At 64.0% G+C, this 13,935-nt stretch carries 12 protein-coding genes; 6 read left to right on the forward strand and 6 right to left on the reverse strand.

The features are described from left to right. Positions 1-163: 163 nt before the first annotated feature. The 4 genes from NKI21_RS27890 to NKI21_RS27905 form a co-directional block, all read right to left on the reverse strand. The gene (locus NKI21_RS27890; RefSeq protein ID WP_023813395.1) at positions 164-1,537 is read right to left on the reverse strand and encodes a HAMP domain-containing sensor histidine kinase; all 1,374 of its coding nucleotides are present in this window, start codon (positions 1,535-1,537) and stop codon (positions 164-166) included. Then, positions 1,534-2,211: a winged helix-turn-helix domain-containing protein gene (locus tag NKI21_RS27895; protein ID WP_352442366.1), complete on the reverse strand. Its 678-nt coding sequence runs from the start codon at positions 2,209-2,211 to the stop codon at positions 1,534-1,536. Before NKI21_RS27895 ends, NKI21_RS27890 begins: the two co-directional genes overlap by 4 nt. Before the next feature lie 433 nt (positions 2,212-2,644). Next, a complete protein-coding gene (locus NKI21_RS27900; protein WP_352723092.1) occupies positions 2,645-3,436 on the reverse strand; it encodes a COG4705 family protein in 792 nt (263 codons plus the stop codon). 266 nt (positions 3,437-3,702) lie between these two features. Next, the gene (locus NKI21_RS27905) at positions 3,703-4,188 is read right to left on the reverse strand and encodes a hypothetical protein (protein ID WP_352442369.1); all 486 of its coding nucleotides are present in this window, start codon (positions 4,186-4,188) and stop codon (positions 3,703-3,705) included. A gap of 221 nt (positions 4,189-4,409) precedes the next feature. Here NKI21_RS27905 and NKI21_RS27910 point away from each other — a divergent pair, with 221 nt between their 5' ends. Both NKI21_RS27910 and NKI21_RS27915 read left to right on the forward strand, forming a co-directional pair. After that, positions 4,410-4,775, forward strand: a complete 366-nt coding sequence (locus NKI21_RS27910) for a RidA family protein (RefSeq protein ID WP_128305956.1) — start codon at positions 4,410-4,412, stop codon at positions 4,773-4,775. Positions 4,776-4,805: 30 nt separating this feature from the next. Next, a complete protein-coding gene (locus NKI21_RS27915) occupies positions 4,806-6,038 on the forward strand; it encodes an amidohydrolase/deacetylase family metallohydrolase (RefSeq protein WP_128305957.1) in 1,233 nt (410 codons plus the stop codon). 234 nt (positions 6,039-6,272) lie between these two features. On the opposite strand, the gene NKI21_RS27920 is transcribed toward NKI21_RS27915, so the two are convergent. Continuing rightward, the gene (locus tag NKI21_RS27920) at positions 6,273-8,087 is read right to left on the reverse strand and encodes an NAD(P)-binding domain-containing protein (RefSeq protein WP_352868456.1); all 1,815 of its coding nucleotides are present in this window, start codon (positions 8,085-8,087) and stop codon (positions 6,273-6,275) included. Between the two features lie 116 nt (positions 8,088-8,203). Beyond that, positions 8,204-9,148, reverse strand: coding sequence for a MurR/RpiR family transcriptional regulator (locus NKI21_RS27925; RefSeq protein ID WP_352868459.1), 945 nt, complete (start codon positions 9,146-9,148; stop codon positions 8,204-8,206). 335 nt (positions 9,149-9,483) lie between these two features. Here NKI21_RS27925 and NKI21_RS27930 point away from each other — a divergent pair, with 335 nt between their 5' ends. The 4 genes from NKI21_RS27930 (at position 9,484) to NKI21_RS27945 (ending at position 13,788) form a co-directional block, all read left to right on the forward strand. Beyond that, positions 9,484-10,311 (forward strand): ABC transporter ATP-binding protein, encoded by an 828-nt coding sequence (locus NKI21_RS27930; RefSeq protein ID WP_352868462.1) that lies wholly within the window; start codon positions 9,484-9,486, stop codon positions 10,309-10,311. Next, on the forward strand, positions 10,308-11,156 hold the full coding sequence (locus tag NKI21_RS27935; protein WP_352868464.1) for an ABC transporter permease: 849 nt from the start codon (positions 10,308-10,310) through the stop codon (positions 11,154-11,156). The genes NKI21_RS27930 and NKI21_RS27935 overlap by 4 nt, the downstream gene beginning before the upstream one ends. 71 nt (positions 11,157-11,227) lie before the next feature. Next, positions 11,228-12,391: an ABC transporter substrate-binding protein gene (locus NKI21_RS27940; protein ID WP_352868467.1), complete on the forward strand. Its 1,164-nt coding sequence runs from the start codon at positions 11,228-11,230 to the stop codon at positions 12,389-12,391. 305 nt (positions 12,392-12,696) lie between these two features. Next, entirely contained in the window at positions 12,697-13,788 is a 1,092-nt protein-coding gene (locus tag NKI21_RS27945) for a Gfo/Idh/MocA family protein (protein ID WP_352868470.1), read from the forward strand. Positions 13,789-13,935: the final 147 nt, after the last annotated feature.

A 13,935-nucleotide genomic window follows, 5' to 3' on the forward strand; every position in this document is an offset into this window, starting at 1 on the left:
CCGGCCTCAAACCCGAGCCGCAAGGCACCCCACATTGGCCTGACCCTCCCTCCTTGCCCCTATAACTTAATAACGCAACGGGCCCACAAGGGGGGAGATTGGCCGTCACTTCGGCTTTCGCCAATTTCCTTACCTCAGGCATTGGACGAATGGTTCATTTCGCCTACCAATCCAGCGCCGGCGGAAAGCTCACCGCCACCTCAAGGCCAGGCCGACAATCCTCAAGCGTAATCGACGCGCCATGCAGGTCGGCGATGGCCCTGACAAGGCTGAGACCCAGCCCGCTGCCGGATGTCGACCGGCTATGGTCCAGCCGATAAAGCCGCTGAAACACTTTTTCATGTTCGTCGGTGGGAATGCCGGGACCGTTGTCGGCGACACCGGCAACGACGCGTTCGCCCTGGCGCGTCGCCGACAGCTTTATCGTCGTGCCCGATGGACAATGGCGCAGCGCGTTCTCGACCAGATTGGCGAACATCTGCGTCAACAGCTCGCGATCGCCATGGATCCGGTCCGTCGTTTCCTGTGGTTGCGCCAACGACAGCGACTTTCCGTCGTCCTCGGCAACATCGGCATAGATCTCGGCGATGGTTTGCAGCACCTCGCCCAGATCGACATCGGTGAACCGCGCCCGGCGCGCGCCGGCTTCGATCTGCGCGATGCGCAGCAGCGCATCGAAGGTCTCGTTGATCTGCAGGCTCTCGGCATGCGCCTCCGCCAGTTCAGCCGCGATTTTCTGGCCCGACAGGTTCTTTTCCGATGCGGTGTCGAGGATCATCTGCAACCGGTTGAGCGGCGTCTTCAGGTCGTGGGCGATGTTGGCGCTGACCTGTTTCATGCCTTCGACCAGTGCCGACAGGCGATCGAGCGCGGCATTGACCTGGCTGGAGACGATGTCGATGTCGTCGCCCTTGCCGGTCAGCGGAATGCGGGTGTCCAGCCGTCCGTGCGAGACATCCACCATGGTGGCGGCGATGCCGTCGAGACGGCGCTGGACCCGCGAGGCCAGCAGGGCGCCGCCGGCGACCGCCAGCCCGGTGATGATCAGGGTTCCCCAGCCAAAGCTCATCAGCACGATCCTCTCCAGCTCCTCCGTCTCGGAAAGGCTGAAGGCGACGGTCAGGGTGTTGCCGCCGACCGGACCGGAATAGGCGCGGTACTCGGCGCCGGGCGGCACGCCGGGCATTTCGGTGTCGAACATCGAGAAGCCGTCGGGGAGCCCTGCCGCGGTGAAGTTGCCGGCCAGGCGATTGCCCGTCGCGTCGGTCAGCGAAAACAGCTGCTCCTTCTTGAGGCTGCGCAGGGAGTGGCTGCCGACGGTCTCAACCAGCTCCTTGAGATCGTTCTCGGCATAGGTCGCGGCGACCACCGCGTAGGTCTCCTTGATGGTGTCGTCGAGCCGCTCGGCAAGATCGGCGCTCATCATCTGGTAGACGATGGCGCCCGACAGGACGAAGGCCAGCACGAACAGGAAGGCGAAGGTCAGGGCCAGCCGGAACGGCGTGCTGCGCAGCAGGCGGGACCATGTTCCGGTCATGACGGCGCGTGCAGGCTGTAGCCGGTGTTGCGGACGGTGTGGATGAGCTGGGTTTCGAAGGGCTTGTCGACCTTGGCCCGCAGCCGGCTGATATGGGTCTCGACGACGCTGGTCCTGGGATCGAAATGAAAATCCCAGACGCGCTCCAGAAGCATGGTGCGGGTGATGACACGGCCTTCGCCGCGCATCAGCACTTCCAGCAGGCTGAATTCCCGCGGCTGCAGGTCGATCGTCTGGCCCCGCCTGATGACGCGTCGCATGATCAGGTCCATCTCGAGGTCGGCAACCCGTAGAACGGTTTTCTGCTCCTGCGCCGCCGGCCGCCGGCCGAGCGCGTTGATGCGGGCGAGAAGCTCGGAAAAGGCGAAGGGCTTGACCAGATAGTCGTCGCCGCCGGCCTCGAGCCCCTCGACGCGGTCGTCGATGCCGCCGACCGAGGTGAGAAAGATCGCCGGCGTCCGCACGCCGGCGGCGCGGACCGCCTTGATCATCGACAGGCCGTCGAGGCCGGGGATCATCCGATCGGCGATGATCACGTCGTAATTGCCCCGGGTCGCCGCGAACAGCGCGTCATGTCCGTTGCGCAGCAGGTCGCAGACATGGCCGGCCTCGGTCAGTCCCCTGACGATATAGTCGGCCGTCCTGTGGTCGTCCTCGACGAGAAGCAGTCGCATGAAAGGTCCGGTCCGTTGCCGAGATGGAGAGGCTATCACCGGCACGGGCTTGTTCCTAGGATGTCACGAAGGCGCAGGTATGGTGGCGCTTTCGTCATACATTCGCGATTGGCGGAAGCTTTCCTGGCTTCGTCCTTGGGATGCCGTGACATCTCCGAGCCGCGTAGCGATGCGGAACCCGACGTCCGCGGGACAGCACCCCCCTCTGCCCTTCCGGGCATCTCCCCCGCAAGCAAGGGGGGAGATCGGCAGCTTCGATCCCCCACCCCTCTTGCAACTCTTGCAACATTCGAGATTGGCGAAAGCGGAGGTACAGTCAATCTCCCCCCTTGCGGGGGAGATGGCCGGCAGGCCAGAGGGGGGTGTGAAGGATCGCTACTGAAGAAAACTTCCATTCTGCTCTGCACTTGGTCAGCGCACGCACACGCTGAGGTCAATCCGATTCCAGGAGGATCTCATCGGCCTCGTCGCCCTTCAGGGTCATGTGCAGGACGAGGGCGATGATGCAGCCAAGGAAGAGCAGGCTGGTGAAGATGGTGCCGAAGCCCAGGCCGCCATGCCTGGCCGACCGCGACAGCAGGTCACCGAATGAGGCGCCGAGCGGCCGCGTCAGGATATAGGCGAGCCAGAAGGCCAGGATGCCGTCGAGACTGAGCAGCCAGTAGGCGAGCGCTATCAGCGCGATGACGCCGCCGAACAGCAGCCCCGTCGTGAGGTAGCCCATGTCGAAGCTTTCGGCGACGAGATCGCCGGCGGCGGTGCCGAGCGCGAAGGTCAGCAGGATCGCCAGCCAGTAGAAGATCTCGCGCCTGGTGGTGAAGATGGTGTGGATCGACAGCGTCCTTTCGCTGGCGTACCAGACCGCGAATGTCGCAGCGAGCGCGACCGAGAAGGCGATGGTTGCCGTCTGCAGGCGCACGCCGAAACTGTCGACGAGGCTGTCCGTCACCAGCGTGCCGACGATGCTGATCAGCACCACCGCCGGCCAATAAGCCCACGGCATATAGCGTTTCCGCGTAAACTGCAGGACGAGGGCCGTGGTCAGGATGCCGGTCATGATCAGCGAGGTGGCGGTCAGCCCAAGCCCGAGTGTGTCGGCAAGATAATCCGCCGCGGTCTCGCCCGTGGTGACCGCCATCAGCTTGACCAGCCAGAAGTCGAGGGTGACGTCGGGAACCCTGCTGTGGCTCGGTGCGGCGGGTTGTTGCCTGTTGGGCGCGAGCATGGCTGAAGTCCAGAGGTCGACGGTTGCGGCGGGGCGGTGGCGATCCACCCCGCGCATCGTAAGCAAACGAGTTCACACCGGCCTGTCCGGCGGCATACAAATTCGTAAGAATGGCGCGCAAAAGGCATTGGGAATGCCTGGCGATGCGTTTGATGGAATGCGGCGCCTTGCATCCGCCATTGCTGCTCAACGGCGCGCTGATGGCGGGCGCGATGCCGGGCCGCACGTTCGGCCCGACCCACCCTGCGCTCTAGTGATCGGTGGTTCTAGCTGCCGAGCGGATGCGGCATGTAGCCGACGAAGCCGGCGATCTTCCAGCTGCCGCCGACCTTGCTGCAGAAATACAGCGTCTGCCATTTCAAGCGATCGACGCTGCCGTCCGCCTTGGCAACCGAGCCGTCGAATTTCTTGTGCAGCACGGCGCGGTCGCCGTCGACATCGATGTCGCGCATGTTGGTGACGCGAAACAGCGCCTCGCGCAGCGGCTCGGCGAATTTGGTCGCCGCCGTCTCCTTCGCCTGGCGCAGCCACTCGTCGCGATAGATCTCCAGTCGCGGAAACTGCAGCCGCCAGGCATCGGCATTGCTGAGGAAATGCGCATGCATGCCGAAGAAGCTCGAGGCGACGAAATCATCCTCGACCATGGCCCAGTCCTGGCCGATGAAGGCGTCGATGTCGCGCCGCACCAGCATTTCCCAGAGCGCGTGGCGATCGGTATCGCCTGATGGAAACGGGTTCTTGTCGTAAGTCATTGCTGGGTGTCTCCGCTCTGGCAAATGCGTCTGTGCGTTACGGCTCCCAAGTCGCCCGCCAGCGCGTACGATGCAAGCGCTCTTGTAATAAAGCAACGCGGATTTCGAAGAATGTTGCTTTCCAACAAGCCCCCTATGAGGATCGCCCCGATCGGCGTAAGTGTCGATCGAAGCGGGCGCTGCCATGGCACCCCGTCCTGTCATCAGAGGAGGCTTGTCCCTTGCCGAAACAGTGTTTTGGAACATCGCATGTGCCGTTGTCGCCAGCCGTGCGGGCCGGTGATCTCGTCTATGTCTCGGGGCAAGTGCCTGTCGGCAGCGATGGCATCGTGGTCAAGGGCGGCATAACGGAGCAGACCGAGCAGGTGCTCGCCAACATCAAGGCCGCACTGGCGCTGGCCGGCTGCACAATGGACGATGTGGTGAAGACCACGGTCTGGCTGGAGGATGCGCGCGATTTCGGCGCCTTCAACGCGGTCTATGCCCGGCACTTCCCCAAAGACCCGCCGGCCCGCACCACGGTCGAATCGCGGCTGATGATCGACATCAAGATCGAGGTCGAGGCGGTCGCCTACCGGCCTCTCTGAGCAAAAAGCAACGAAGCGGAGGTGACCCCAATGCAATTCGACCTCCTGCTGAAGGGCGGACGGCTGATCGATCCGGCCGCTGGCCTCGACGCGCTACGTGATGTCGCCATCGCCAATGGCCGCGTTGCCGCGGTCGACGCCGATATCCCGGCGGACAGCGCCGCGCAGATCGTCGATGCCGGCGGCTGCATCGTCACGCCGGGCCTGGTCGACCTGCACAGCCACGTCTATTGGGGCGGCACGTCGCTCGGCGTCGATGCCGATCGGCTGGCCGCCAAGAGCGGCACCACCACCTTCATCGATGCGGGCAGTGCGGGAGCCGGCAATTTCCTCGGCTTCCGCCGCCATGTCATGGAGCGGTCGAAGGTCCGCATCCTGGCCTATGTCAACATTTCCTTTGCCGGCATTTTCGGCTTCTCGCAGACGGTGTCGGTCGGCGAGTGCAGCGACCTCAGGCTGTGCGAGCCGCGCGAGGTGGTCGCGGCGGTGCGTGAACACCGCGATGTCGTGGTCGGCGTAAAAGTCCGCTCCGGCAAGCATGCCGGCGGCACCAGCGGCATCGCCCCGGTGGATCTGGCGCTGGAGGCCGCCGACCAGGCTGGCCTGCCGCTGATGGCGCATATCGATGAGCCGCCGCCCGGCCGCTCGGAAGTGCTGCCGCGCCTGCGCAAGGGTGACATCCTCACCCACTGCTTCCGGCCGTTTCCCAATGCGCCGGTGTTCGCCTCCGGCGCGGTGCGGCCCGACATGCGGCTGGCGCGCGAGCGCGGCGTCATCTTCGACATCGGCCACGGCATGGGCTCGTTCGATTTCGCCGTCGCCCGCGCCATGCTTGAGGAAGGGCTGGCCCCGGACGTGATCTCGAGCGACGTGCATCTCTACTGCGTCGATGGGCCGGCCTTCGACATCCTGGTCTGCATGTCGAAGCTGCTGGCGCTCGGCATGCCGCTGGTCGAGGTCCTGCGCGCCGCCACGCAAGCGCCGGCGAGGGCGATCGCGCGGCCTGATCTCGGCACGCTGGCGGTGGGCACCGTCGGCGATGTCGCCGTGCTCCGGCAGCGCCCGGGCCGCTTCACCTTTGTCGATGCGGTCGGCGCGTCATTGGTCGCCGACCAGAGGCTGGTGTCGGAAGGCATCGTTATCGGCGGCACCTGGTGGCCGAACGAGGCGGCTGATCACAACGAGACCGAGCGTTTCGTGGCGCAGGCGTCGCATACGCATGTCGAGGTGGCGGCGAGGCACTTTGGGCACCGGCATGAGTGAAAGTTCTGCGCGACTTCGTCATCCACGGGCGGAGCGGAAGCGAAGCGGACGCGCAGACCCGAGGATCCATGCCGTGACCATTGCCGAAGAATGCGACGGATCAGGATGGTTGTTCGATAGGCCCTTCATCGCCGTTGGTGCATTGAAAGCCGATTCTGGTCCGCTTTCGCGTGCACGAATGGCGCGGCATGGATCCTAGGGTCTGCGCCGCGTCGCTTCGCTCCTTGCTTTGCCCTAGGATGACGAATCCATAGGACGCTCGTTGCTTGAATTGCTCGGTGCCCCGTAAACCGGCGTCTCAATCCCTTCCATCCGCGCCTTGATCTGCAGCGCGACATATTTCGAATAGAAACGCGACAGCGCCAGATTGCCGCCGTGGAACCACAGTGCTTCCTGCGCGGTCGGCTTCCACATGTTGCGCAGCTCGCCCTGCCAAGGGCCGGGGTCGCCCTTGACGCCAGAGCCCAATCCCCAGCAGGGGCCGACCTTGTCGGCGACTTCACGTGAGACGATCGCCGCCACCGTCTCGTTCATCGACTGATAGCCTGTGCAGGCGATGATGGCGTCGGCGGCGAGTTCGCTGCCGTCCTCGAACAGGATGCCGCTCGGGGTCAGCGATTTGATGGCGACGCCGCTGCGGATGCCGATCTTGCCGTCGATGATCAGGTCGGAAGCGCCGACATCGATATAGTAGCCGGAGCCGGTGCGGTAGGCCTTCATCAGAAGGCCGGTCTCGTCGTCGCCGAAATCGAGGGCGAAGCCGGCGGCGCGCAGGCGGTCGTAGAACGCGGCATCGCGCGCCTTGATCACCTCGTAGAGCGCCCGCTGGCCCTTGGGCACCAGCGCGAACGGTGTCGAGGCGACGATCATGTCGGCTTTCTCGGTGGTGATGCCGCGCGCCAGTGCGTCTTCCGAGAAGATCTCGAAGCCGACTTCCATCAGCGTGCTCGATTTGACCACTGTGGTCGGCGAACGCTGGATCATGGTGACCTCGGCGCCGCTTTCCCAGAGGTCGACGCAGACATCGTGGCCGGAGCTTGCCGCGCCGATGACAGCGACACGTCTGCCCCGGAATTTCTCGCCGCTGGCATACTGGCTGGAGTGCAGCAATTCGCCCTTGAACCGGTCGGCGCCCGGAAGATCGATCCGCCGTGGCGGGCCGTAGGCGCCGGTGGCGAAGACGATGTGCTTGGGCTTCAGCGTGATCTGCCGGCCGACGCGGTCGACCACCACGGTCCAGACTTTTTCGACCTCATCATAGGACGCGCTGAGGCATTTGGTGGCGACCCAGTAATTGAGCTCCATGACGTGCGTGTACATTTCCAGCCAGTCGCCCATCTTGTCCTTGGGCGTGAACACCGGCCAGTTTTCGGGGAAGGGGATGTAGGGCAGATGATCGTACCAGACCGGGTCGTGCAGCACGAGCGTGCGGTAGCGGTTGCGCCAGGAATCGCCGGGCCGCGCATTTTTCTCGATGACGATGGTCGGCACGCCGAGCTGGCGCAGCCGCGCCCCCAGCATGATGCCGCCCTGGCCGCCGCCGATGACCAGGCAGTAGGGCTGTTCCTCGTTGCCGAGCTCGCGCGTCTCGCGCGCCCGCGCCTCCGACCAGGTTTCACGCTGGGGATCGGCCTTGTGGCGCACGCCGAGTGGCCGGTCTGCGCCCTTGCGCTCCTCGAATCCCCTGAGGTCCGTCATCGCGGTGAACAATGTCCGGCAGCGGCCGTCGCGCAGCCGCATGATGCCTTCGCCTGACGCCACCGCGGTTTCGAAGCTGAACCAAGCCTCGATGGTGCCCTCCTCCGAAGTTGCCTCGCCGATCAGCTGCCATGCCCTGGGCTTGGTCGTCGCCAGCGCAGCTTTCAGCATATCGGCGATCGCCTCGCGGCCTTCCATGGTGGTGATGTTCCAGGTGAAGGTCAGGAGATCGCGCCAGTAGCAATCATCGACAAACAGGTTGGTCGCGGCCGCCGCGTCTCCCGCTTCGAGTACCTTGGCAAAGGACCCGAGCCATGCGGCTGCCTGTTTCGATGGGGCTATCTCGAGCATGTCTTTCCCTCTTCCTGCAACACGCCGCACACGGCGTAAAAATCTCAATTGTCGAACGCGGCGCCGCCCCTCATCCGCCTGCCGGCACCTTCTCCCCGTGAACGGGGAGGAGGGAGCTAATCCCCGAGCGGCTCCATCTCCTTGCCGGTGCGGTGGATCTGGGCGTTGTATTTGATGCGGCGCACCGTCTCGCGGGCCGAGCCGTCGAGCTTGTAGGCCGAGGCCACCGCCAAAAGGTCGATCGCCGCCAGGAAGGCGAAGCGCGAGGCCGTCGGCTTCAGCGTGTCGGGATATTCGGGCACCGCCACCGTCAGCCTGACGTCGCAGGCGCGGGCGAGTTCGGTGTCGGGCGCGGTCACGGCGATCGCGTTGGCGCGGTAATGCTTGGCGAGCTCGACGGCCTCGATCACCTCGCGGGTGCGTCCCGTCGCCGAAATGGCGATCACCAGATCGCCCGGCTTGAGCGTCGAGGCGGTCATGCGCATCAGATAGGGGTCGCACTGGGCGCTGACTGTGATGCCGTAGCGGAACAGCCGGTATTGGGTTTCCTGCGCCAGCGCCGAGGAGCTGCCGCCGAGGCCGAAGACCGTAACCTGGCGCGCCCTGGCGATCAGCTCGGCGGCTTTCTGCAGCTGCGCCGGGTCGAGCTGCCGCTCGGCCTCCTGCAGCGCCCGGCGCGCCTCGCCGAACACGGCGTTCCAGAACGGCATGCCATTGTCATTGCTGACGGAGGGCGACTTGGCCAGATAGAGCGCGCCGACGACGAGGCTCTGCGCCAGCTTCAGCTTGAAGTCACGCACACCCTCGCAGCCGATGGCGCGGCAGAACCGGGTCACCGTCGGTTCGCTGACCCCGGCGCGCTGGGCAAGGGCGGCGTTGGACGCGTCGACGGCATATTTGACGTCGTCGAGCACGACATCGGCGACACGCCGTTCGGCAGGGCGCAATTCGCTGTAGGAATCCTTGACCAGCGAAATGATGTCGGGAATGCGCCGGACAGGATCGCGCCTCTCGGTATCGGGGTCTGGAACAGGCTCGTCCTGGCTGCCAGCTTCGGTCATGGGGTCCTGGTCTTTCCCTGGGTTGCGAGGCTGTCGTCTTAGCATGTTTGCACGCCTTGGCTCCACGTGCCCGGCCGCATCGCAACCGCAGCGTGTCGTTGGGGAAAGCTCACCTTCCTCCGTTCCTCTCTGATCCGTGTCAGTCCAGAAGTATGTAGGAAAGCAACATGCATTTCAAGGGCGTAAAATGCCATTAAAACAACCAGATAGGTATATCACCCGATTTTCGTGATACAGTTATCATCGCCGGTGCTTGACAGGAAAGTAGGATAGTTACAGACTGATTTTCGCAGGGATGAGCCAATGGATCATCGAGCAATCTTCCCGGGGGGCAGATGAACACGGGCGATGCAAAAAAGCCGAAACTTGGCGTGCAGGCAGCGACCAAGATCTATCACACGGCCTCCGGCGACCTGCTGGCGCTGGACCGTTGCAGCCTCGATGTCAGCGCCAATGAAATCGTCTCGATCGTCGGTCCTTCCGGTTGCGGCAAGACCACGCTCTTGTGGTCGATGTCGGGCCTGCACAGCCTGACCAGCGGCGAGATCCGGCTCGACGGCAAGGCCATCACCGGTCCGCATCCTGATATCGGCATCGTTTTCCAGGAAGCGAACCTTCTGCCGTGGCGCAATCTCGATGCCAACATCCGCTTTCCCTTCGAGATCAAGGGCGAGAAGCCGGACCGGGCGTGGATCGCGCATCTGCTCAACCGGGTCGGGCTCGACGGCTTCGGCGGCAAATTTCCGCGCGAGTTGTCGGGCGGCATGCAGCAGCGCGCGGCGATCGTGCGGGCGCTGGCGCTGAAGCCCTCGGTGCTTTTGATGGACGAGCCGTTCGGCGCGCTCGACAGCTTCACCCGCGAGGAGATGAACCGGCTGGTCGAGGAGATCTGGCTCGACACCAAGACAACCATCGTCTTCATCACCCACTCGATCGAGGAGGCGATCTTCCTCTCCGACCGGGTCGTGGTACTGAGCGCCCGGCCTGGCCGCGTCGCCAAGGAGTATCGCGTGCCGTTTCCCCGGCCGCGCTCGCTGGAGATCATGGCGACGAAAGAGGTCTTCGACCTCACCAACCGTATCAAGATGGACATTGTCGGCGAACGCACGCGGCCAAAAACGCCGGAGCGCCCGAGCGCCGAGATCGTGAGGATCAGACCGTGAGCGGAGGCGACGCCATTCCGGAATTCTCGAAGTCCAAGTCTGGCGATGGCCACGAGGTCAGCCTGACCAACCTGTCGGCCTTCGCCAGTGGCCCCGGCATCAAGTCGGGCAGGGAGGTGGCGGCCATTCTTGCCGTGGCGGTGATCATCATCGGCGGCATCGAACTGGCGCTGCGGCTGTTCCACGTTCCGCTCTACATCATGCCGCCGCCAAGCTCGATCGCCTATGCGCTGTTCGACGAGTTTCCGCTGATCGCGCCGCATCTCGGCTACACGCTGGTCGAGCTGGTGTCCGGCTTCACCATCGGCGCCATCGTCGGCCTGGTGCTGGCCGCCGTCATCACCCAGTTCCCGTTCGCCGAGAAGATCGTCGCGCCCTACATCCTGCTCTTGGTCACCACGCCGATGCTGGCACTGGTGCCGCTTCTGATCCTGCGCTTCGGCTTCGGCTACACGCCGCGCATCATCGCGGTGGCGCTGGCCGCCGGGCCGATGGTGATGATCAATGCCGCGACCGGCTTTCGCCGCGTCGACAGCGCCAAGATCGCGCTGGCGCGCTCCTATGGCGCCAGCACCTTGCAGATCTTCTGGAAGATCCGAGCGCCGATGGCGCTGCCGATGATCCTGGTCGGGCTGATGATCGGCGCCATCTTCGGCTTGTTGACAGCGGTCGGCGCCGAAATGGTCGGCGGCGGTTTCGGCCTCGGCAACCGGCTGACCACCTATTCGTCGATGATCCAGATGCCGCAGTTCTTCGCCGTGGTGCTGATCCTGTCGACGCTCGGCATCCTGATCTACGTGCTGTTCTTCGTGATCGGCAAGAAATGGGCGAGCTGGGAGGCTTGAACACAAAAGTACAGACGACGCCCGGGAGGCGGGCGGCAAGAGACTGACATCAAACAAAAAAGGGGAATGCCATGACCAATAATTTCTCGATCAACCCGGCGGGGATCAGCCGCCGCACTTTCCTGCAGGTGACCGGCGCCGGGCTGGTGACCGCGACGGCGCTCGGCGCCACCGGCCTCAAGGCCAGGGCCGAACCCTACGGAAAGTTCACCTGGATTTCGCCGCGCGGCACGCTCGAAGTGCTCGACGACTATCCGTACTGGGCAGCCAAGAAGGCAGGCTATTTCGATGGGCTGGACACCGATATGCAGCCGGGGCCGTCGGACGGCACCGCGACGGTGAAGTTCGTCGATGTCGGCCAGGCCGATATGGGCTTCCCGTCGCCCGGCGTGTTCTCCTTCGCCATCCAGAACGGCATGAAGCTGAAGTCGGTGTTCCATATGGGCGCCCGCGACACGTTCAGCATCGCCTTCCGCAAGGGCGAGGGCTCGAACGATCTGAAGAAGCTGGAAGGCAAGACCATCCTGCTCGGCTCAGCCGCCTGGCAGTCGATCACCGACCCACTGCTGGCGGCGCAGGGCGTCGACATCAAGAAGGTCAAATATGTCGAGGCCGGCTGGCCGACATGGGGCACGGCTCTTGCCGGCGGCCAGGGCGACGCTGCCCTGTCGTGGGAAGGCCTGCGCGCCGAATGGATCGCCAAGGGGCTCGACTTTGAATACTGGCTCGGCGTGCAGAACTCGAAGCTGCCGGCCAACACTTTCGTCGTGCGCGCCGCCGATCTTGAGGACGCCGACAAGAAGGCGTTGCTGGAAAAGTACCTGCGCGGCTGGGCGATGGGCCTCGAATTCGGCTACCAGAATCCCCGCGCGGCGGTCGAAGCGGTGTTCGATCAGTTCCCGACGCTGGCCAAGAATCTCGGACCCGAGCTCGGCACCACCTCGATCCTGCAGCAGATCAATGTCTTCCGCGGCGACATGGACAAGCGCGGCGGCTGGGGCTCGCACGACATGGCGAGCTGGCAGGGCTTTTTCGACGAGATCCACAAGATCGGCCAGATCACCGCTCCGGTGAAGGCCGAGGATGTCTGCACCAACGATCTGATCGGCCCGGCCAATGATTTCGACAAGGCCAAGGTTAAAGCCGATGCCGACGGATACAAGCTGTCGGAAGGTTTCGCCGCGCTCGATGTCGAGAAGATCAAGGCACATCTGTTCGATTCGGCGATCAAGTAGGGGCGCAAACGGATCATGTCGGCGCCGCCCCTCATTGCCCTGCCGGGCTCCTTTCCTCTCCCTCCGGAGGGGGGAGAGGTGGCGCCGCGAAGCGGCGACGGAGTGGGGGAAGGCGTTCGCCAAACGCGCAGTCGCCGCAAGACAGGCACAATCCGACGCGCAAGAAATATTAGGCGGGCGGCGAAGGTCGACCCCCACTCCGTCGAGCTGCGCTCGACACCTCTCCCCCGATCGACGGGGGAGAGGAAGGGCAGTGAGCGGCGGCGCTGATCGCCGTCCACAATTCAATCAATTGGGAGGCAGCGGTGTCCGACAAGGTAAAGGTGCTGGTGGTGGGTCTCGGCAATATGGGTGCGTCGCATGCCAGCGCGTATCACCGGCTCGACGGTTTTGAGATCGTCGGCATTATGAGCCGCTCGATCAAGAGCAACACGAAGATTCCGGGAGAATTAGCCGGCTACCCACTCTACGAGGATTTCGACCAGGCGCTGAAGGAGACAAAACCGGACGCCGTCTCGATCAACAGCTGGCCGAACACCCATGCCGAATATGCGCTGAAGGCAATCGCCGCCAACTGCCATGTGTTCATGGAAAAGCCGCTCGCCACCAACAATGAGGATGCCGAGAAGGTGGTCGCGGCGGCGCGCGCCAAGAACCGCAAACTGGTGCTCGGCTATATCCTGCGCGTGCATCCCTCGTGGATCAAGTTCATCGAGGTCGGCAAGACGCTCGGCAAGCCGCTGGTGATGCGGCTCAACCTCAACCAGCAGAGCAGCGGCAGCGCCTGGCACTGGCACAAGAACCTGATCGATTCGCTGATCCCGATCGTCGATTGCGGCGTGCACTATGTCGACGTCATGTGCCAGCTGACCGGCGCCAAGCCGGTGCGAGTGCATGGCATCGGCGCCAAATTGTGGGCGGAAGCCGACAAGCAGAATTACGGCCATCTGCACGTCACCTTCGATGACGGTTCGGTCGGCTGGTACGAAGCGGGCTGGGGGCCGATGATGAGCGAGACGGCCTATTTCGTGAAGGATGTGGTCGGCCCCAAGGGCGCGGTGTCGATCGTCGCTGGACAGCAGGCAAGCAGTGCTGCCGAACTGGCAGAGGTTTCGAACTCCGCCGACATCGACCGCCACACCAAGACCGATGCGCTGAAGATCCACTATGCCGCGGTCGACGGCGACAAGAATTTCTCCAAGCCCGACGAGATCGTCAGCATGGAGGACGAGCCCGGTCACCAGGAACTCTGCGACCGCGAGCAGGCCTTCTTCCTGCGCGCCATCCGCGAGGATCTCGACCTGACCGAGCAGATGGATGCCGCGGTCAACAGCCTGCGCATCGTGCTCGCCGCCGAACAGAGCATCGCGCTCGGGCGGACCATCGACCTGGCCTGACGCAATTCCCGTCTCCCCGTCCCCATTCGAGGCTGTCGCATATGGATTCTGGCGAAGAAGGACCCCCACCCTAACCCTCCCCACAAGGGGGAGGGAAGCTGCCGCGCTCTTCATCCTCGGTGTTAAACGCCTGTGATTTGCCGAGTT

The organism is Mesorhizobium sp. M0715 (assembly GCF_040320355.1).
In the GTDB taxonomy this organism is placed as follows: Bacteria; Pseudomonadota; Alphaproteobacteria; order Rhizobiales; family Rhizobiaceae; genus Mesorhizobium.